Raw genomic sequence first — 20,185 nt, forward strand, 5'->3', positions numbered from 1 at the left:
GCAAACATCCTATCCGGTCAGCGACGTGATGGCAGCCTCACCCTCATTTACGGATTTACCGGTCGAACTAACGATTGCCCTTGGCGATCGTTTTTTTCATGCCGCAGAACCACTAAAAACGGGTTTCACACCCCCACTTTGTCAAGAATAAAATTCTATACCCGAAAAAAAAAGCAGTTCGCTCACACTCCTAAAGGAGACGTAAACGAACTGCTTGACTTGCGTTCAACTTGGCTGCTAGGCCAGCAACGCTGGGGCTAGTATCCAGATGTTAACGCTGGTTTATTTTGCTTCAACAGAACCGAGGATCTCGTTAGCCTTGACCGCTTTACCAGTAGTCAATTCTAAGTCTTTGACCGCGTCCGCATTGGTGAAGGCAACGATCATTTCCGCATGCTTACCAGCGGCCTTCAGCGCTTCCAAATCAACTAAAGCAATCAGTTGACCACGAGCAACTTCTTGACCCGCTTCAACGTAAACGGTAAATGGTTCGCCCTTCAAACTAACGGTATCGATCCCCATGTGCAATAACACTTCGAGACCTGCGTCAGTCTTGATGCCCACCGCGTGTTTCGTTGGGAAGACACTGGTGATCGTCCCCGCGACTGGTGCGAAGATCTCACCAGAAGTTGGTTTGATGGCGAAACCATCACCCATCATCTTTTGTGCAAAGACATCATCAGGAACTTCTGTGATTGCAACGGCATCGCCATTAGCGACGGCGTAAACGTTGATCTTCTTGGCGATTTCTTTCTTCGCTGGCGCGACAACCGCAACTGAATCAGCGGCAACGGCGACACCACCGTTGGCCAAACGCTTCATTTCATCCGCGACGAATTGCACGTCTGTCCCGACGATGACTTGGATATTGGTCTTATCAATGATTTTGACCCCAGGAACATTGGTCGCTTTGATCTTCGCGACATCGACCTTGTCGGTATCTTTCACCATCAAACGGAGCCGCGTGGTACAGTTATCGATCGAAGTCACATTTTCAGCGCCACCTAATGCGGTATAGATCCGCCGCGCCAAACGACTATACTTGTCTTCACCGGCAACGTTAGTATCAAGGTCTTCGGCTTCTTCACCGGCAACATCGTCGGCTTCACGACCAGGTGTCATCAAATTGAACTTGGTGATCACGAAACGGAAAGTAAAGTAATAAACAACGCCCATGATCAGGCCCAGCACCAACAGCATGTATGGCTTGTTGGCGATCGGCACCCGGAGACTTAAGATAAAGTCGACCATCCCAGCACTAAAGTTGAAACCGGCAGTCCAATGGAAAGTTGCCGCGAGGAACATTGAGATACCTGTTAAAACAGCATGAACCACATATAACGGCCAAGCAACGAACATGAAGGAGAATTCCAATGGTTCAGTCACACCTGTAAAGAAGGAAGCGAACGCCGCTGCCAACATCAAGGAAGCTGTGACTTTTTTCTTCTCAGGGCGCGCACACTGGTAAATCGCCAAAGCACCAGCAGGCAAACCAAACATCATCACTGGGAAGAAGCCAGCTTGGTACATCCCGGTAATGCCTTTAGTCCCTTGGCTAGCCCAGAATTTACCGATATCATCGATCCCAGCCAAGTTGAACCAGAACACGTTATTCAAAGCATGATGCAACCCCGTTGGAATCAGCAAACGGTTGAAGAAGCCATAAAGGCCAGCACCAACAGCGCCTAATCCAGAAATGAATTCACCAAAGTTAACTAAGCCGGTATAAACTGGTGGCCAAATGAACAGTAACAACAGTGAAACCAACGCCATCGTCCCAGCGGTCACGATCGGCACTAGCCGTTTCCCACTGAAGAAGGCCAAGGCCATCGGTAGTTTCGTGCCGCTAAAACGATTGTACAACGCTGCGGCAACCAAACCTGCCAAGATCCCGATAAAGACGTTCTTGAAGTTGATCGCGCTGAAGGCGATATTAACATTCTTGACATCCATCCGGAAGAACATCGCAACTGCACCTGGTTGTAACAAGGTGTATGGTGTCAGGAAAGCGACCAACCCAGAAAGCGCCGCGGCGCCATCCTTATCTTTCGACATCCCGTAAGCCAAGCCCACTGCGAACAAAATACCCAAGTTATCAAGGATCGTACTCCCTGTTTTGAGTAGGAAGGCGGAAATAACGTTGTTACCGCCCCAGCCTTGTGGGTCGATCCAATAACCGATCCCCATAAATAATGCCGCTACTGGCAAAGTCGCGACGGGTAGCATCAACGAGCGACCCATTCTTTGCATATAAGCTTTCATAAAATTTACTCCTCCTGTTGATCATGCCCTGATTCCGACGCGGGACTGTCGCCTGTTTCCGGATCACCCTGATCCGGCCGTGTCCGCGTCAAGCGCAGGCGTTCAATGTGGATTGCAATATACCCAAGTTCCTCAGACGTCATCGACATCTGATATTTCTTAGTCAGCAAGACCCGGATTTTCTTGGCGATACCATAGCTTTCCGGATACTTGCGTTTGACCATTTGAACGATTTCTTGATCCAAAACCGCATATTCTTGATAATAATAGCGTTTCATCAATAAACGTAAATGATTAGCCAACCGTGAATAATTCAAAGCCATCGCCTCTGAATGAATATCCAGATTCAATTCTCGCTCGATCAATTGGATCACATCAGAAACGATCATGACTTCGCGAATACTTTCGCGCTTCTTCCGCACGCGATCACCACGCCCACTATGCAAATGGATCGCGATATAGCCTGCTTCGTCATAGGTGTAAGGAATATGCAATTCCTTATTCAGATATTCCACCGCCCACTGCGCGATGCTGAACTCCTCACCATACAACACTTCGATCTCACGCAACAATTTATTGCGGATCACGATTCCATTTCGAATATTTTCCGCCGAGAACGACAAGTGATCGGTCAACGCGATCAAAACATGCTCATTGAGTTGTTCCATTAGCACGGTTTCAGCGTGGTCAATGATATGCTCGGCCGCGAACAGATATTTCTCATCGATTTGACTCAAAAGATCTTGCAGCTTCAATTGCCCTTCTGGCGCCATCACAAACATGCGCTCGATCTGACGTTTAAAGACCAGATCATTTCTTTTCTTGCCAAAACCGATTCCCTTACCGATCGCGACTTTTTCCTGACCGTCGTCAGTGACCAAGACCGCGTTTTGATTGAGGACTTTCTTGATTTTCATTTCTACCTCATCTGCAGATGCCTGCTCCATGTGCCCTAAGATGTCTATTATTTTCATTAAAGCAAAAAGGCATGAAAAAGTCCACGAGGATCACTCCTCGAGCGCTCTTCCATGCCTAGTATCATCTAGTCACATGAAACAATATTGTTAACATTGATAATTTAGCATATTAAATTCGAAAATGCAAGTGCTTTCGCGCAATTAAATCACCGCCATGGCGGGAAATTCACAGAACCACAAAGCTTGTGCAACACCTATCGACCAGACCAATACCGCGGTAAGTCCACGCCGAGAACCGACAACAACAAAAGTAACGAGCGACGAATCACGGTTGTACCATCGAAACCAATCAAATTTTTATGGCGAATCCAAGTAAATAGGACTAGACCAATAGCCGCGTTCCGAATGGCTTCACAGCTAGTCCGGTCAGAAAAAAATTTAGCGACTCGGCGAACAGCCAGCTCAACTACCTGGCTGTAGAAATCATAAATTTTCAACGGCGCGCTAGTTTGCCCAGTCTGTCGGACATTTAGGATCAAGCTCCCCTTGAATTAGTGACTAGCCGCCATAATTAGTCGCGGTTGGTCATGCCGCCTAGCTCAGAAGATTTGCTTTTAGGAAGTTGAAAGGAAACGAAGGCGTTGATGCCAATTTTCTGCGCCTGCTTGGCTGCTATTGGACGCCTGCTCATTTCAACGAAACCAAGCTTGCGATAAAGAGCCAGCGCCGCCACATTCGTATCAGCCACCTCTTCGATGCGATAATTTGTGTAAGGCGTTCGTTCGATCACGGCCGTCAGCAAACGCGAAGCCACGCCACTGTTCCGAGCCCTAGTCGCCACACCCACAAATTCGATTGAACCAGTATCTGGTGGCGGATTCTTGAAGGGTCTAGCGAATTCTTGGGGAAAAACGTGCGCCGCAATCGACCCTTTCAGCCAGCCGAATCGCTTAATCAACGCACTTTTATTAAATTGTAAGCTCAGGTACTGACAGTCGGTACAGGCAACAATGCCCACCACTTGCCCATCAACCACCGCGACGAAGAAATAATCAAGTTGAAACGCGTGGGCGAAGGCTCCGGCGATAACTTGTTGATCCCGAGAGAAATAACCCAGCCACTGGGTAAAGCCATCAGCAAAAATAGCCGCGATTTGATCGCGACAATCAAAAGGTAGTTTGTTAGCCTGATATGTTTCCATTTCAGCGTTACCTCACTTCTCTGGTTGCCACTCAACTAACTTCCCCGCTTCGCGATGTCAGTCCACTACCACCAAAATCGATGACGAACAGCCCAACTTGAGATATTGCATCAGTCAATCGGTCACTCCCGACACCAAGTTTGGCGCCGCCACCAAATAATTTCATTTAGTATACCGAGAACGACCCAACCTTGTCTATTGGACTTTGGTTGCAGGTAGTGCCCTTTTGCAGGAACAAAAATCCGTCGCCCGGCGCTCCTTTATCGTACAGACAAAAAAACTCACTCAAAATGAGTGAGTTGAATTTATCTGAAACCTTATTTAGCCAAAGCAGCTTTAGCTTGATCAGCAATTGCAGTAAAGGCTGCAGCATCAGTATAGGCAATGTCTGCTAACATCTTACGGTTGATATCAACGCCAGCAACACGTAAACCGTGCATCAATTGGCTGTAGTTCAAATCGTTCAAACGAGCAGCCGCATTGATCCGCGCGATCCATAACTTCCGGAATTCGCGTTTGACCTGACGACGATCGCGGAATGCGTAACGATATGAATTCATAACTTGGGCATTAGCTGATTTGAACAGTAAATGCTTAGCACCGCGATAACCTTTAGCTAATTTTAAAACTTTCTTACGACGTTTGCGCGTAACTGTACCGCCTTTTACACGTGGCATAATAATTTCCTCCTTGAGACTATCTATCGAATATAATTAATGGCTAAGTCCTATCGAACTTGAGAAAGCATTTGCCGGATACGGCGCATATCGCTGCGTGATACCAAACCTGCTTTAGCTAATTGACGACGTTGTTTCTTCGTCTTGCCGTGGAAACGGTGGCTTGTATAAGCATGGCCCCGCTTTAATTGACCACTAGCAGTTTTCTTGAAGCGCTTTGCTGAAGCGCGGTGTGTTTTTTGCTTTGGCATGATAAGATCCTCCTAAAGTAATGTAAATGTCGATCAAGCTTTTTTCTCAGCCTTAGGCGCAAGCATTAGAAACATGCTCCGACCATCCATTCGTGGGTGAGACTCAACGGTCGCGATGTCAGCTGTTTGTTCAGCCAGATCCTCAAGAACCTTCCGTCCCACTTCCTTATGGGTGATTGCCCGACCCCTAAAGCGGATTGAAACTTTAACTTTATCACCTTTGCCTAGAAATTTCCGGGCGTTGTTCAACTTCGTATTGAAGTCATTCTCGCCGATACCAGGGCTCAAGCGAACCTCTTTGATATTGACGACCTTTTGCTTCTTGCGAGCTTCACGATCTTTCTTCTGTAACTCGAAACGATACTTACCATAATCCATGATCTTGGCAACTGGCGGTTTCGCGTTTGGCGAAACTAAGACCAGATCCAGATTAGCGCGTTCCGCCATCTGTAGAGCCTCGATCTTGGACTTGACTCCGGCTTGATTACCTTCAGCATCGATCAAGCGAACTTCACGTGCCCGAATACTTTCATTAATAATTAAATCTTTTGCTATGGGAAGTCACCTCCATAAGTTGTCGACGTTAATACGTCAACCCATGCAAAAAGCTGCGAGCGCAAAAGCACCCGCAGCGAAATATAATTCTTCGGCAAACATAACGTTTTGATACCCAGAGGTCTGAAACATGGGTGAGAAGCGGGAACTTCTGCTTAATTCAACTGTTCCAGTATAACTAGAATGATAATGGAAGTCAAGAAGTTTTTTTGGATTCGTTTGACTGTGAGTTTCGCTGAACGTTCATAGAATTGAAGCGGGATTAGAACGCCAACTGTAGTTTGACCGCGACTTACACTGCGCACTGGTGTTGGTGGTTGGCAGATGTAGTGGGGCTCCAGGTCGGCGAACACGTTTCAACCCCAGAGTGCGGAACACAACGGGTTGACTTTGAGCATTAACCTAGCCAGGATTTTGGAGGCTGGGCTTTGCCTCCGGAAGCCTGGCGTAGTTAAGCGCAGAAGTCAGTTGTGTGGAGCACGTTTCAACACCGCGCCTCGATTGCAACTAGGATCAATTCTGTCCAACGCCTAGCATAAGCAAGACAGAAGGACAACAAAACCGCCACATGCGGCGGTTTTGTCATGGTCATTCTCTTTGAGCCAAAAGGTGACTCCATTCTCTCCTGCCGTCAGGTTGCTTAGTCCAGCTTGTTTTCGATCTCAGCGTTGACTTTGCCAGAACCTGTTCGACTATAATTATGAATATCATCCAAAATGCTATCGCGGAAAATCTTGATTGGTTCGTCAGCGGCGTCTTTTTCACCATAACGCCGGACGGAAACGGATTGGGCCTTGAGTTCCTCATCCCCTACAACGAGGGTATAAGGAATCTTCTGGGTTTGCGCTTCACGAATCTTGTAGCCCATCTTCTCGTTACGCAAGTCGAGTTTGACCCGGACACCGGCGGCCGCCAATTGTTTTTGGATATCCTTGGCGTAATCAGTGTGCAGATCCAAGTTTACGGGGATAACCTCAACTTGTGTCGGCGCTAACCAGGTTGGGAACGCGCCCTTGTAAATTTCCATCAAGTACGCGATGAAGCGTTCCATGGTACCAACGATGCCCCGGTGCATCATGACAGGACGGTGCTCTTGCCCATCCGCGCCAGTATACTTCAAATCAAATTTCTCAGGTAACATGAAGTCTAATTGGATCGTGGACATGGTCTCTTCACCACCAAGTGCTGTCTTGGTTTGAACGTCCAGCTTAGGACCATAGAAGGCTGCTTCACCTTCGGCTTCATAATAATCCAAGCCTAATTCGTCGCAAGCGCCCTTCAACATCGCCTGAGCGCTGTTCCACATCGCATCATCATCGAAATATTTCTCGGTATTGGCCGGATCCCGATAGCTTAAACGGAAGGTGTAATCGGTGATGTTGAAATCATCGTAAACTTCCATCATCATTTTCAAAACGCTCTTGAACTCATCTTTGATCTGATCTTGCGCCAAGAAAGTGTGACCATCATTCAAAGTCATTTCCCGCACCCGTTGTAAACCGGATAACGCCCCGGATTTCTCATAACGGTGCATCATCCCTAATTCGGCGATCCGAATCGGTAATTCCCGATAAGAACGGTTGTGGTGGTTGTAAATCTGGATGTGGGATGGGCAGTTCATTGGCCGCAATTCCAAAAATTCGCCATCACCCATATCCATTGGTGGGAACATGTCTTCGCGATAATGATCCCAGTGACCAGAAGTTTTATACAGATTCAAGTTGGCCAAAACGGGCGTATAAACATGTTCATAGCCATTGGCAACTTCTTTATCAATGATGTAGCGTTCGATCACGCGGCGAATCGTCGCGCCATTAGGCATCCAGTAAGGTAAGCCAGCGCCAACTTCAGGGTCAACGAAGAAAATATCCAGATCACGGCCGATCGTCCGGTGATCCCGTTCCTTGATTTCTGCCCGTCGCTTCAAATCGCCGTCAAGATCAGCCGCCTTGAAGAAAGCCGTCCCGTAGATCCGTTGTAACATGGGATTGCTGGACTTACCTTGCCAATAAGCACCGGCAACAGACAACAATTCAAAATGCTTCAGTGGTGCCAAGCTCTTCAGCAAAGCATGATCGCCAAAACTCAGGTAGTCGCCCAACCGATAAACGTTGATTTGCACCGCGTCAATCGCATTCAATAATGATGTCTGATAAGGATCATCCTTGAATTCTGCCAACAGTTCAGCTTTATCCACTAATTTCCGTTCGATCGGTTGATTAGCGGAGATCACTTTTTGCATCGCCTTTTTGATTGCTGGTAATTCGTTGATGGCAACCTGTCCCGCGGCCCGATCCGTATCTAAATAGAAACCATCTTCATTGCTTTGGTGCTCACCGAAATGAACATCGCCGTGCAACTGTTTCAAAGCCGCGCCTAAAACAAACGCCGCAGTGTGCCGCAAAACTTGCAAGCCTTCAGGATCGTCGCTGGTCAAAATCCGAAATTGACCGGCTTGCTTCAGCGGTTGCTCCAAATCAACGATCGTCCCGTTGACCTCACCAGCAACGGCCTTTTTAGCCAAACTACTTGCAATGCTTTTCGCAACATCAAGCGTGGTGCTGCCAGCTTCATATTGACGCTGACTTTGATCTGGGAAAGTTAACGTGATTTCTGCCATGATAGTTCCTCCTTGTTTTTGCCACAAAAAAACCCCAGTAATCGATTGATTACTAGGGACGTTATTGGATTAACGCGGTTCCACCCGAATTTTGGACATAGATCCACTCATGATGATCAATAACGGAATCACCCAAAATAATCGAAGCGGTCGCAATCACCGAACCGGAGAAGCTCACAGCCAAGGCTACTCTCTCTGCACAAGTTCAATCGTCATTGTGGTATCTTCAAGCGTTATTAAACCACAAAAAAAAGAAAAGAGCAAGTAGAAATTAGAGTGCGGAGCGCAACGGGTTGACTTCGAGCATTAGCCTAGCTCTTGTTTTGGAAGCTGAACTTTGCTTCCGGAACAAGAGCGTAGCTAAGCACAGAAGTCAGTTGCGCGCAGCACGTTTCAAATATCAGAGTGCGAGCCAGCCCGGGTAGCTTCTGAGCACGTTTCAAACCGCCCCGAGCAGTTCCCGAAGCACTACCCCAACAACTTAGGATCAATCCTCCGTTCCCGGATGTAAAATTCGCGATCATGTTCGTTGACTGGGCGCACAACCCGGCACGGATTTCCAAAAGCAACAACATTATCTGGGAGGTCTTTAGTGACCACGCTCCCAGCGCCGATCACCACGTTATCGCCGATGGTCACGCCCGGCAACACGATCACACCGGCACCAAGCCAACAGTTGCGCCCGATGTGGATCGGCAAATTATACTGATAACCTTGTTGACGCAACTCAGGAAGAATTGGATGGCCAGCTGTGGCCAACGTGACATTGGGACCGATCATCGTCCAGTCGCCAACATAAATATGGGTATCATCGACCAAGGTCAAGTTGAAATTGGCGTAAACGCCGCGACCGAAATGAACATGATGCCCACCGAAATTGGCATGCAATGGTGGTTCCACATAACAACCCAAGCCGATCTCAGCGAACATCTCCTGCAATAAGCGTTGCCGTTCTGGTCCAGCGCTAGGTCGTGTCTGATTGTAATCATACAACTTCTCCAAACAACGTTGTTGGATCGCCGCGACCTGTTGATCATCCGGATGATAAAGATCGCCTTGGTGCATTTTATTGAAGACATTCATTAGTAAAAGTCATCCTTTATTTTTGATAAAATCATTCATCGCTCAAAGCTCGTCATTGATTAACTGTGCGGAAAGTCGCTCATGTTCGCGGCTGATTCCCGCGCTTGATCCGGCGCAGATGCGACTGCACCAGCGCGACAATCAGCGCCAACAATAATAACAGAGCGATCACCCAAACCAGCACGTTTTGCGTCAAGGGGCCCCAGCCGATCTCACCCAAAAGGTTCCACCAGATCGGCGCGAGAAAGGCGCTGACAATGGTCACGATGGTCAAATAGCTGCTCATTTCTTCCACTTGATTTGGCGCTAATCCTTGTTGGCTACGCACCACCAAGTACGGTCCGGTAAAGGAATAAGCGAAATTGAAGCCGACCGCCGCCATGATCGCCAACCCCTGATTAGGCGCGAGCAACAGCCCGAAAACCGCCACGGCCGCGGTCATGTAGCCAGCGGTCAACACGTGTCGCCCCCAAAGGCGATAACTCCGCCCGAAAAGCATACCAGCGGCGAAACCGCCCAGATTCATCAACGCCAGCGTCAAGCTGGTCACTTGGGCGCCACCGAATCCTTTTTCACTGAAGAAACTGGGCAATTTCAATTGAACGCCCCAAATAACTAAATACGTCCAAAAAGTCAGTAAAATCAGCCACCCAGCGGAACGTGGTAAAGGCACTCGAACCTCTGATGCCACCGATTGAGGCCGATCGGTCGGCAAGAAACGGCCCACCGCGAGGGCCACAAGTAACAACAGTCCGTGGATCCAGAAGACCCAACGCCAATTTCGCGACGCAAGCGCGCCCACCAGCAACATGATCATGGTACTCCCCAGGGCACCGATGCCGGTTTGATACCCTAAGAGACGCGTTTGCTGGGCGCCCTGATAATGATGAACGATCAGGCTGATGCCATGAGGCGCATATAGTCCTAGACCTAGGCCCAAGAAGAAGCGACTCACGGCAATTGCGCCATACGACCGCAGCCAAACAGGTAAGCACCCGGCGCCAGCGCCCAAGAGCAACCCCGCGAAAATGACCCGCTTACTCCCCCAGCGACGCGTTAACCACGGATTGAATAATAACGTGATCAACGCGCCTAGATTGGCCAAGGTCACTAATAATTCGATCGCGGCTAAAGGCATCTGGGGAAACGCCTGCGCCCATTTCGGAATCACGCTGGTGACGGCCAAGGCCAGCCCACCCACAGCCGAGATACTTAAAATCGTGACCAGACGGCCGCCCGCTTGGATGTTCGTTGCTTGTTTTGTCATGCTGACCTCATTTCTGCCACTTGCCATACAACCAGGTCCTTTAACTAGCCTTTAGAAGTTAAATGTTCGCGCCATTGTGCCTGCTCGCCTTGCCAATAGGCCTCATCGGCGGCGGTGATCGGACGAATGACCCGGGCAGGCACACCAGCGGCAACCACGTTATCTGGCAAGTCCTTGGTCACCACCGCGCCAGCGCCCACTACGACATTACTACCGATCGTCACCCCTGGACAAACGACCACGTTGCCGCCTAACCAAACATTGTCACCAATTGTAATGGGATGGCCGTACTCGAGATCCGTATTTCGGACGCTAGCGACCACCGGATGCCCGGCGGTGTACAGTGAGACCCGTGGCGCTAACATCACGTTGTCGCCAATCGTAATCGGCGCCACATCAAGAAGAATCGCGTCATAATTAGCATAGAAATTGCGACCCACATGAACATTGTGACCATAATCCATTCGCATGGGTACTTCGAAATACGCATCCTGACTGGGACAATCGATCAATTCCGCCAAAATTTCAGACCGACGTTCGCCTTGATCCGGCGCCGTTTGATTATATTGATAGACTTGTTGCTTGGCCTGTTTGCGCAAAGCGACCAATTCAGGATCGGGGGAATAATACAACCGTCCCGCCAACATTTCCGTTCGTTCTGATGTCATAAGAAAAACCTCCTGTAAGTGGATACAGGAGGTAGTTTACCATGTTTTCATGGCGCAGAGGGGACAATTCCGAAAGAAACCAGCCACAATTCTAACGGCTGAGCTTGATTGGACCACCAATCATATTCTGCGCAGATCCGCGCTTGGCTAGCAGGACACCGCTAAGCTCACTGCCGATGATACCGGGCATAGGCCTGCCGATAAGCGCTTGGTGTGGTCCCCTTCCACGTTTGGAAATTACGATTTAGATTTTTTCGATTGCCAAATCCACAGCGTTGGGCGATGTAGTCGATTTTATCATCGGTTTCTAGCAATAACTTGCGGGCGTTCAAAAGCCGCACCAGCCGCAAATATCGATTCAGTGACATCTGAACATTGGCGTTGAATTGTTGATTCAACGTCGTTTGCGAAACGTGAAACCGGTGGGCCACTTCCGCGCTACTGATTGTTTCACCATAATTTCGATCCAAATAGTTGATCACTTGATCGACCAAGGGCGCGTTGGGCTGGATCGGCGGTGAACTCGGCGCCAGTTCGGTGAAATTATCCGCCAAAAGCGCCAGCACATGATAAAAATGACTAAGAATCAATAGCCGCGCCACATCCGTAAACTCTTGATGCAACAGGTCACGGATCTGATTTAAGTGCAAAGCCAGTTGGGCATAAGCTTCTGGATGCGTCGCTTGGCTGGGGGCGCCAAATAAACGCAAGGACCAATCGGCGCTTTCCGGTAATTGCGTCAATAAGAACTGGTCGTCAATGATCAACCCAAATTCATCCCAATGAGGTGAAGGCGCGCCGCTCGCACTATGGACAACACGGCGGTCAACAGCCCAGATCGCACCGGGTTGGTGATGTCGTGTTGTACCATCGGTTTCAAATTTCAGAGTCGGACCAGCCACTAAATAATTCAATTCGATTCCTTGATGCCAGTGGGGCGAAACGCCAATGCTGGTCAAGGGATCATGTTCATAGAATTTAAATGGCAGTCGTGGCCAAAGTTGCACAGTTTCATGCTGGATCATGTTTTCCCTCAAAGTGCGTCAGGACCGCCTGGCGCACCTATTTCTTTCTGCGAATGACTCGCCCTAAAGACTACTTATATCATAGCACATCACCGGCTTGGCTCCACAGCAAAGCAATCTTCAGAGGAGGCCACGGCAACACAATCTACCCAGAATTGTCCCCTCTTCCTGCCTAAAATAGGACCTTCCCCCTAACTAAAAATGGTATGCTGAAGACATTCAAACCTCCTGTCACCAGCCGACCTAGAGATTGGCTAGGCGTAGGTGCGGGTCGCCGCCAGAACCATCAGCGCAAGCGCCACCCTCTTCAAAAACAGCCTCACCTCAACCGTGAGCGGGGCGCCAGGAATTAATGGCCCGATTGACCAACGGAATTTCAACTTAAGTAAAGGAATAGAGAGGAGTTTTCAAATGAACATCAAATTAGTAGCAATCGATATCGATGACACGCTGTTGAACAGTGCTGGTCAGATCCTCCCCAACACGATCGCGGCCGTGCGTCAAGCACAAGCCAAGGGAGTCAAAATTGTCCTGTGTACCGGACGACCACTGGCCGGCACGCGTCATTTCCTCGACGAGCTTGGCTTGAGCGGCGATGATGAATATGTGGTCACCTTCAACGGCGCCGCGATTGAAACGGTCGCTGGTCGAGTTTTAGCGCGCCATTTAGTCGCCAACCAACATTATCGCGCACTCACCGCCTTCGCTCAAGATCACCAAGTGCCTTTCAACGTGCTTGATGAAGACGGCATTATTTACACGGCCAACCACGATGTGAGTTGGGTCACCGTTGTGCAGGCCTGGGAAAATCACGCCGGACTCTTGATTCGGCAACCTGATGACTTGCCGACTGACTTTTCGATTGCCAAAGGCCTGTTTGTTGGTGAGCCAGAACAGTTGGATCAAATCGAGGCAGCGGTTCGCCAGCGCTTTGCCCCAGAACTTTACGTTGTTCGCGCTGGTCGAAATTTCCTAGAATTGATGAATCCGATTGTCAATAAAGGGCACGCGATCACTGAATTAGCGCGGTTACTGAAGCTCCCTACCGGCGCGATCGTGGCGATCGGTGACGAACAAAACGACTTGGCCATGTTTGCCGCGGCCGGAACAGCGGTGGCGATGGCCAATGGCGCGGAAAGTGTCAAAGCGCAAGCTGATTTTGTCACGACCAGCAACGACCAGGATGGCATCGCCCACGCCTTTCAAAAATTCGGTCTCATCGATTAGTGCCATTCAAGTTCGTTACGGCCCCTTCTTGGTACCTAACCGACCCAATCAAGGGAGACAACTAACGCTGTCAGCGCTGCTGACAGCGTTTTTAATTCCAATAACTTTCACAAACGACTTTTATTTTTTCAATTGTGAGCTATAATTTAATTGTTATAGCAGTTCGGTTAAGGGGCAAATCAACCGAATAAATTATTGATGGAGTGAGGGTGTGTTTATGTTCAAGAAAATTTGGCAACGAACTGGGCGAATCATCGCCTTGACTATTTTAACCACGGCCACGCTATGTGGAAGTGGCGGTCTGGGCAGTGGGTTGGCGGCACAGGCGGCCGTCAATGATGATGTTCCCAATGGCGGCAGTTTCTACGCCGATGTGCCCGAGGCTAAGACAGCCCCCTTAAAGGCAGCGCAGTTCTTTCATATTTTTTCCAACGAGGCGATCACTGGCGCGCACACCAACGGCAATATCGCCACGGACGAGCTGTTCAGCGAAACCAACTTCGGCACCAATGTGATCGATGGTAGCTTGGTTAAGGATATTTACTACTTCCAGGATGTGCACAAAATCAGTTCTTCGGCATTCGTCAGTTCGGATATGGCGCGCAACAAAGCTGTTTTTGGCGAGGATACTGAGATTGAATTGGCCAGCGCCAGCGATCAGAATGCGATTTCGGTCAATCAGAACAAACTAGACCATTTACAAGAAGATGAGGTTTACCAAGATAAAGATCAACAGCAATATCTGAATATAAAAACAGAATTGGCAGATGATCTGATTCGATCTAACACTTGGGGACAGGCGCAAAATTCCACGGATGTTCATTATGACAACAGCAACGAGAATAATCGCGTCATCACCATCACCCCTAGCGTTAATGATGAGCAGATTGTATTGACCAAGAAGGATCAAGCCGGGCGACCACTGGCCAAGGCGGTTTTCAGTCTTTATCGTAACGGTGCCACCAAGCCACAGGTCACCGGGCTGACCACCGATGAGAATGGCCAGATTCGAGTCAGCGTTGCCCAAGCTGGGCTTTACTATTTCATTGAAACACAGGCGCCGGCTGGTTACGAATTGGATCCCGATCGCCATTTTGTCGCAGTCGATCCCAGCAACAGTGGCAGTCAGGCATACCACTTTTATAACTTGAACGCCAGTGAACTGGAGCTGGATCGTCCATTAACGGTCAAGGGGTTATCACGCACTGGCGGCCCCCTAGTGATCAATGTTCATGTGGGGAATCAGGCGACTTTGGACATTCGGTCCCAGATTAAATTAGTCATTGACGGCGCCGACCGGCTCAATCATGAAACCGAAGACTTCAGTGATGCCAAAATTCTCTGGAATTTCGTAGACGCCAATGGCACAAAGATTGGTGTGCAAGCCCCATTCCAAGGGACCATGCTCGCGCCACAAGCCGAGATCACTGCTCATCAGAATATTGATGGCAGTCTGATTGCTGATCTCGTCAATGTCAAATCCGGCGAGACGCACCGCTGGGATTTTCAAGGGGATGCTTCGACGAACACGCCGGCAACGGTCACCGTTGTCAATGAGGTGCAGGATAATGATCCTGATCAAATCAATGTCAGTGGAAACAAGGTCTGGGAGGATCAAAATGATCAAGATGGTTTGCGCCCAACCTATCTGACCGTTTTCCTCTGGCGTCAACATCAGAACGGTGTCAAGGAACTGGTCACCCAGAAAATCGTGACCGCAAGTGGCGCTTGGCATTATGAATTCGCCGATCTGCCAACCCACGATCAACAGGGTCGCCCCTGGATCTATTCCGTCTCCGAAGAGAAAATTCCTGGCTACACGACGACCGTTTGTGATGATGACCTGATCAATCAGCACACTCCAGCAGTAACTGCCATTGAAATCAAGAAAATTTGGGACGATGCCGCCAATTCATCTCAGCGGCCCAACGCGATTACTGCCCATCTCTGGCGTCATGGCAACAACGGCATTGAGAAGGTCGCCGACTTCGAATTGACAGCAACCAATCATTGGCAAAAACAATTCAATGACCTGCCTAAATATGACCAAGGCATCAAGATCCATTATTTTGTGACTGAAGATGACCTTGCTGATTACAGCACTGAGATCAACGGTTTCAACTTGACCAACCACTTAGATTTGAACGACCCGGACACGACCAACGTGTTTGGGGCGAAGGTTTGGCATGATCAAGATAACATTTACGGCAACCGGCCAAACAATATCACCGTGACCTTGGAACGGGCTTGGGAAACAGGTGCGGACGGTGAACCAGTTTGGCAATTTGTCGCCAGCAAAGTTGTCGACGCACAGACCAACTGGGAATATTTCTTTAACGATTTACCAAAATTCTCCGAGAACGGGCAAGAAATCAACTATCGCGTCACTGAGGCAACCCCCGATGGTTATACGGTTACCCAAGACGGCCATAACCTGATCAACACTGCCGATCCTGAACTTGGCGAGCAAGGTACTGCGTTCATCAACTTGCGCCTTCGTAAATTTTGGAATGACCAGCAAAATCAAACCGGTCAACGCCCCACCAGCATCAAGGTCCAACTTTATGCGAACGACCAGGCTCTTGGCGCTCCTAAAACACTTAGCGCCAATCAAAATTGGGTCGGCTTGTGGCTAGCGTTGCCGAAATATAATGAGCAAGGAAAGGAAATCAATTATACAGTCAAAGAAGTTGTGCCAAAGGGTTACAGCGCGAGCTATGACCAACTGCCACTAACGGAGGATGGCCAATTGCAAGAAATCAATTTGATTGACACCTTGAACGCCACCACCAAGCCCAAACAACCGGGTCAAAGCGCCGCTCAGAAAGAAACGAAAGATCAGTCCACGTCAAAAAATCAAAATCGCTTACCGCAAAATGACGAGCACTCAACCAACTTCATGGCAGTTCTCGGTGGTACCTGCTTGATTCTGACACTAGCCGGTCTTAGTTTGGACGCCTTGAAACATCGCCGCCGGAACTGATCACAGCTAGACAACTTTAGTTCCCAGGTGCGGCTAAGTTCCACCCAACCGCCGCACCTACGCCGCTGCTGCCAGCAAAAATACCGTCACCAGCAAACAGCGGCAAACGGCAAATAGCGAACGGCTCTCCAGCCAAATCAATGACTGGAGGGCCGTTCGCTATTTTCCGATGGAATCTTGGCACCCAGAAATAGGCGGCTGAAAGATTCGGCCTTAATTTCTGGTGCAATTTATTGTTTAAAGCACTTGATTCAAGTTTCTGATCAAGCAACTCTCCTCGCAATCCGACTAAGGCGCGATGCCACCGGTTTGTCGCAAATTGGGCCCTTGCATCGGTAACTCGACCGCTAAGAAGCGAATCCGCTCCATCAACCGTTTGGCTTTGAGTACGTCCGTCTTTTGCCGCGTGTCCGCCAGGAATGTTTCCAGCTCGGCCATCGCTAAGTTCGAGGTGAAGCAGGTGGTCAACCGTTCTTGCATCCGGTACTGCAAAATAACGCCCAACACCTCATCACGAACCCACGGTCCATTACTATCCGCACCAATATCATCCAGAATCAAGACTGGCGCGCTTTGGATTTTTTGGATCTGCGGCCAAACTTGACCTTCACCGATTGCCTGCTTGATTTGGGTGGCAAAAGTCGGGAAATGAACCAAAGTTGTGGCGATACCTTGTTTGGCCAACTCATTGGCCACCGCTCCCATTAAGTAGGTTTTGCCGATCCCGAAAGGACCGGTCAAATACAAACCTTTGGCAAAGGGATGCGGCCCTGGCTGACTCAACTCCTGTAACATCCGCAGCGCCGCGTTGATTGCATCCTTGCGCCCAGCCGATTGCTGGTAGGTCATCAGATCGGCGGCGCGCAGATCATGGGGCAAGTTGACCATCGTGACCCGCTCCCGCCGTGCTTGAGCCGAACGGGCCGCCGCCAACTGCGCCGTTGGTCGATAGGCGACTTCAATCAACCCGTTATTGAGCAACAAATACGGCTCATAACCCGCCTGGGATAAGGCACTATTGGGATCTTGATTGGTTTTCACCTGGTAAAACTCATAGATTGCCGAAGCCGATTTTTCTAATTCTGCTGTGGTGATGACTGCCTGATGAGCGCTTAAGAAGGCCTGCACATCAGGATCGTGCAAGGCCGTGGTCATCAAAGCTTGATAGCTCTGATCCAACTTCTTCTCTTTCAAAAACTTATCCAAATATTCATTAAGACTGTGCATGTTCGTCACCTCGCTGTTGCCGCTTTTGTTTGAGCCATGCTAAATTCTGTTGAAGCTGATCATCTACTGGTCCAGTTGGCGCCTTGGTCGCGCTATCGGGAACCGCCTTTGCCGGCGCCGCCGCGTCACCATCACGCAACCAGCTTGGCACAACCCCTTGACTCTTTGCCGAGCGACGTTGGTTTGATTTCGTTGGCGCCGTGCCATCTTGCCGTTGATGATAATACGTCAGTCCAGCCTCAGGGGTGGTGATTTTCTGCGCCACCCAGTCCTGAGCGATCCGATCCAGTGGCGCCACAGTCACGGTTGGGTTCTCCTGTAAGCAAACCCAAACCAATAAATTCAAGGTATCCGCAGAGAAAATATGCCGCTGTTGCAGTGTCTTTAAATTGAACTTCTCCCGATTACCCACATAGAGTTTCGACCCCAATTGCTTCTTGACCCACCGAGTAAAAGGCAACAGACTTAACGACTTGGCCGCTTGCAGCAGATCTTGATCCGCCTGACTAAACGCTTGCGCCCGCGCTGCAGGCGCGACCACCGCAGTTGACGGCGGTGTGGTCACCGCCGTACCGGTTGTGGGTGTGGCCGTGGTCGACGGTTCTTCAGGGTTGAGTTGATCATAAAGGGTCAGCGCCCGCTCCTCCAAAACTCGGAAATCGATCTGATTAGTGGCCTGATCCAAGCTCTTACTGATCAGACGAGCAATATCCGTCAAACTAAACTCATAAAATTCATGCAACCCAAAAATCTCACTTTGATGATCCATGATCTCATTTCGCTTGATCTGTTTTTGCCCCACTAAGGCAATCAAGGTCTCCCAGTCAAACGTCGCCAACTGCGCCGGACTGATCTCACTGATCATTTGCGTTGGCCCCTTGACGCGCAACGCTTGCACCCCTTGACGCACTTCCTCTGGTGGTGTTAATAAGGCGCTACTAGGCAAATTAAACACGTCCAAAAAACCCGCCGTGGTTTCTTGCGACTTGGATAAGTCAACTTGCGGTAAGGCGAAGGCGGCGACCAAGCTCATGTAGCGTTTTCGGGACACTTTTTCTAGTAGAAAAGTTGCGAGGATCTCTTCGTGGAAGAAGTCTGCAGGCGCTAATGGTGGGTATAAGAAATAAAGGGCATAATCCCCGATTTGATCGGTCGTTTGAAAACTGCGGACCAAACCGACTGCCTCCAGTTGGCGCCGCGCCTGCATGAATTCCTGTGGATTGATCCCCATTAATTCCAGTAATGTGAAATGAGACGACCGCCGTGAGCGCAACGCCTGATCGTCAACTTGGGCCCAAAGCGCCTGGTAGAGTGTAAAGGCGTTGGGATTCAGTAACGGCTGATACAGCTGGGCCAGCACCCGTTGATCGAGATCCGTTAGAATCCCCCCGCGAACCAAGAAATAGCCACTGGCTGGATCAAGTTGGATTGGCTCAACCATTACTATGGTCATCTCCCTGACCTGCTTGGCCCGCGTCGTGCTTCAGCGAACGGTTCTCCTTGGCAATCAGTTCCTGGACCTCTTGCATGAAAACATTCATGTCTTTAAATTGCCGATAAACACTGGCAAAGCGAATATAGGCCACATCGTCGAGCTTGGCCAAATATTTCATGACCAATTCGCCAATATCCTCCGAGTGAATCTCACCTTCGCCACTTTGACGAATATCTCGCTCGACCTTGTCCACCACGGCGGTCATTTGATCCATGGAAATGGGCCGCTTCTCAGCCGCACGAACCAGTCCGCGCATGATCTTCTCTCGGTTGAATTCCTCCCGAGTGCCATTCTTCTTGATAACCAGTAATGGTGTTTGTTCGATCCGTTCAAAAGTTGTAAACCGATAGCCGCAATTTTCGCATTCCCGGCGGCGACGAATCGCGCGTCCTTCATCAGCTGGTCGACTATCAACGACCTTCAGGGAATTGTGATGGCAACGTGGACATTGCATAATTTGACACCTCTTTAATAATTTCGTTAACCTTGACCGCAGAGGTTTCAGTTCCCCCGACTAAATCAAGCGCATTTGCTATGCTTTATATTATACCTTAAACCCGCGGTGAAACCAATTTCCATCCCGGGATTTCACTTGCTGACAGGCGGCTGTTTGCCTCACCAACGCCGCGGACCAGCAAAAAAATCTCGAACGGCCCCAAGACCATTCAAGATTGATTGTCGCATATTATTAGGCAGAGCAGGCCAACTTGCTAGCGCCCAAGTCGGC

Annotated in this window: 17 protein-coding genes; 2 read left to right on the forward strand and 15 right to left on the reverse strand. The window is 49.5% G+C overall.

Translation table 11 applies throughout. From position 1 onward, the window contains the following. Positions 1-282 precede the first annotated feature (282 nt). From nagE to ACYVSB_RS07700, 11 genes are all read right to left on the reverse strand, one after another. The gene (gene nagE / locus ACYVSB_RS07650; RefSeq protein WP_461218997.1) at positions 283-2,262 is read right to left on the reverse strand and encodes an N-acetylglucosamine-specific PTS transporter subunit IIBC; all 1,980 of its coding nucleotides are present in this window, start codon (positions 2,260-2,262) and stop codon (positions 283-285) included. A 5-nt stretch (positions 2,263-2,267) separates the two neighbouring features. Further along, a complete protein-coding gene (locus tag ACYVSB_RS07655; RefSeq protein WP_461218998.1) occupies positions 2,268-3,179 on the reverse strand; it encodes a PRD domain-containing protein in 912 nt (303 codons plus the stop codon). A gap of 571 nt (positions 3,180-3,750) precedes the next feature. After that, positions 3,751-4,380, reverse strand: coding sequence for a GNAT family N-acetyltransferase (locus ACYVSB_RS07660; protein WP_461218999.1), 630 nt, complete (start codon positions 4,378-4,380; stop codon positions 3,751-3,753). A 317-nt stretch (positions 4,381-4,697) separates the two neighbouring features. Next, positions 4,698-5,057, reverse strand: a complete 360-nt coding sequence (rplT, locus tag ACYVSB_RS07665; protein ID WP_125598051.1) for a 50S ribosomal protein L20 — start codon at positions 5,055-5,057, stop codon at positions 4,698-4,700. A gap of 50 nt (positions 5,058-5,107) precedes the next feature. After that, positions 5,108-5,308: a 50S ribosomal protein L35 gene (gene rpmI, locus ACYVSB_RS07670; protein WP_125598048.1), complete on the reverse strand. Its 201-nt coding sequence runs from the start codon at positions 5,306-5,308 to the stop codon at positions 5,108-5,110. 33 nt (positions 5,309-5,341) lie between these two features. Then, positions 5,342-5,863, reverse strand: a complete 522-nt coding sequence (gene infC / locus ACYVSB_RS07675; RefSeq protein ID WP_318531098.1) for a translation initiation factor IF-3 — start codon at positions 5,861-5,863, stop codon at positions 5,342-5,344. A 640-nt stretch (positions 5,864-6,503) separates the two neighbouring features. Beyond that, positions 6,504-8,483: a threonine--tRNA ligase gene (thrS, locus tag ACYVSB_RS07680; RefSeq protein ID WP_461219000.1), complete on the reverse strand. Its 1,980-nt coding sequence runs from the start codon at positions 8,481-8,483 to the stop codon at positions 6,504-6,506. Positions 8,484-8,951: 468 nt separating this feature from the next. Further along, positions 8,952-9,566: a sugar O-acetyltransferase gene (locus ACYVSB_RS07685; RefSeq protein ID WP_461219001.1), complete on the reverse strand. Its 615-nt coding sequence runs from the start codon at positions 9,564-9,566 to the stop codon at positions 8,952-8,954. 79 nt (positions 9,567-9,645) lie between these two features. Continuing rightward, entirely contained in the window at positions 9,646-10,833 is a 1,188-nt protein-coding gene (locus ACYVSB_RS07690; RefSeq protein WP_461219002.1) for an MFS transporter, read from the reverse strand. Positions 10,834-10,877: 44 nt separating this feature from the next. Then, the gene (locus tag ACYVSB_RS07695; protein WP_461219003.1) at positions 10,878-11,501 is read right to left on the reverse strand and encodes a sugar O-acetyltransferase; all 624 of its coding nucleotides are present in this window, start codon (positions 11,499-11,501) and stop codon (positions 10,878-10,880) included. Between the two features lie 167 nt (positions 11,502-11,668). Then, a complete protein-coding gene (locus ACYVSB_RS07700) occupies positions 11,669-12,526 on the reverse strand; it encodes a helix-turn-helix domain-containing protein (protein WP_461219004.1) in 858 nt (285 codons plus the stop codon). Positions 12,527-12,937: 411 nt separating this feature from the next. Here ACYVSB_RS07700 and ACYVSB_RS07705 point away from each other — a divergent pair, with 411 nt between their 5' ends. Then, entirely contained in the window at positions 12,938-13,753 is an 816-nt protein-coding gene (locus ACYVSB_RS07705) for a Cof-type HAD-IIB family hydrolase (protein WP_461219005.1), read from the forward strand. Positions 13,754-13,970: 217 nt separating this feature from the next. Beyond that, on the forward strand, positions 13,971-16,736 hold the full coding sequence (locus ACYVSB_RS07710; protein WP_461219006.1) for a Cna B-type domain-containing protein: 2,766 nt from the start codon (positions 13,971-13,973) through the stop codon (positions 16,734-16,736). A gap of 16 nt (positions 16,737-16,752) precedes the next feature. On the opposite strand, the gene ACYVSB_RS07715 is transcribed toward ACYVSB_RS07710, so the two are convergent. From ACYVSB_RS07715 to nrdR, 4 genes are read right to left on the reverse strand one after another with little or no spacing between them, the layout of a single operon-like run. Further along, positions 16,753-17,007: a hypothetical protein gene (locus ACYVSB_RS07715; protein ID WP_461219007.1), complete on the reverse strand. Its 255-nt coding sequence runs from the start codon at positions 17,005-17,007 to the stop codon at positions 16,753-16,755. 17 nt (positions 17,008-17,024) lie between these two features. Continuing rightward, complete coding sequence (dnaI, locus tag ACYVSB_RS07720; protein WP_461219008.1) at positions 17,025-17,963, reverse strand: primosomal protein DnaI; 939 nt, start codon at positions 17,961-17,963, stop codon at positions 17,025-17,027. Beyond that, complete coding sequence (locus tag ACYVSB_RS07725) at positions 17,950-19,416, reverse strand: replication initiation and membrane attachment family protein (protein WP_461219009.1); 1,467 nt, start codon at positions 19,414-19,416, stop codon at positions 17,950-17,952. The genes dnaI and ACYVSB_RS07725 overlap by 14 nt, the downstream gene beginning before the upstream one ends. Continuing rightward, the gene (nrdR, locus tag ACYVSB_RS07730; protein WP_461219010.1) at positions 19,397-19,912 is read right to left on the reverse strand and encodes a transcriptional regulator NrdR; all 516 of its coding nucleotides are present in this window, start codon (positions 19,910-19,912) and stop codon (positions 19,397-19,399) included. Before nrdR ends, ACYVSB_RS07725 begins: the two co-directional genes overlap by 20 nt. Positions 19,913-20,185: the final 273 nt, after the last annotated feature.

This window comes from Lapidilactobacillus salsurivasis, assembly GCF_054785215.1.

Coding starts and splice junctions, on each gene's coding strand:
- nagE (WP_461218997.1), bottom strand. CDS start 2,262: ATGAAAGCTTATATGCAAAGAATGGGTCGCTCGTTGATGCTACCCGTC.
- ACYVSB_RS07655 (WP_461218998.1), bottom strand. CDS start 3,179: ATGAAAATCAAGAAAGTCCTCAATCAAAACGCGGTCTTGGTCACTGAC.
- ACYVSB_RS07660 (WP_461218999.1), bottom strand. CDS start 4,380: ATGGAAACATATCAGGCTAACAAACTACCTTTTGATTGTCGCGATCAA.
- rplT (WP_125598051.1), bottom strand. CDS start 5,057: ATGCCACGTGTAAAAGGCGGTACAGTTACGCGCAAACGTCGTAAGAAA.
- rpmI (WP_125598048.1), bottom strand. CDS start 5,308: ATGCCAAAGCAAAAAACACACCGCGCTTCAGCAAAGCGCTTCAAGAAA.
- thrS (WP_461219000.1), bottom strand. CDS start 8,483: ATGGCAGAAATCACGTTAACTTTCCCAGATCAAAGTCAGCGTCAATAT.
- ACYVSB_RS07685 (WP_461219001.1), bottom strand. CDS start 9,566: ATGAATGTCTTCAATAAAATGCACCAAGGCGATCTTTATCATCCGGAT.
- ACYVSB_RS07690 (WP_461219002.1), bottom strand. CDS start 10,833: ATGACAAAACAAGCAACGAACATCCAAGCGGGCGGCCGTCTGGTCACG.
- ACYVSB_RS07695 (WP_461219003.1), bottom strand. CDS start 11,501: ATGACATCAGAACGAACGGAAATGTTGGCGGGACGGTTGTATTATTCC.
- ACYVSB_RS07700 (WP_461219004.1), bottom strand. CDS start 12,526: ATGATCCAGCATGAAACTGTGCAACTTTGGCCACGACTGCCATTTAAA.
- ACYVSB_RS07705 (WP_461219005.1), top strand. CDS start 12,938: ATGAACATCAAATTAGTAGCAATCGATATCGATGACACGCTGTTGAAC.
- ACYVSB_RS07710 (WP_461219006.1), top strand. CDS start 13,971: ATGTTCAAGAAAATTTGGCAACGAACTGGGCGAATCATCGCCTTGACT.
- dnaI (WP_461219008.1), bottom strand. CDS start 17,963: ATGCACAGTCTTAATGAATATTTGGATAAGTTTTTGAAAGAGAAGAAG.
- ACYVSB_RS07725 (WP_461219009.1), bottom strand. CDS start 19,416: ATGACCATAGTAATGGTTGAGCCAATCCAACTTGATCCAGCCAGTGGC.
- nrdR (WP_461219010.1), bottom strand. CDS start 19,912: ATGCAATGTCCACGTTGCCATCACAATTCCCTGAAGGTCGTTGATAGT.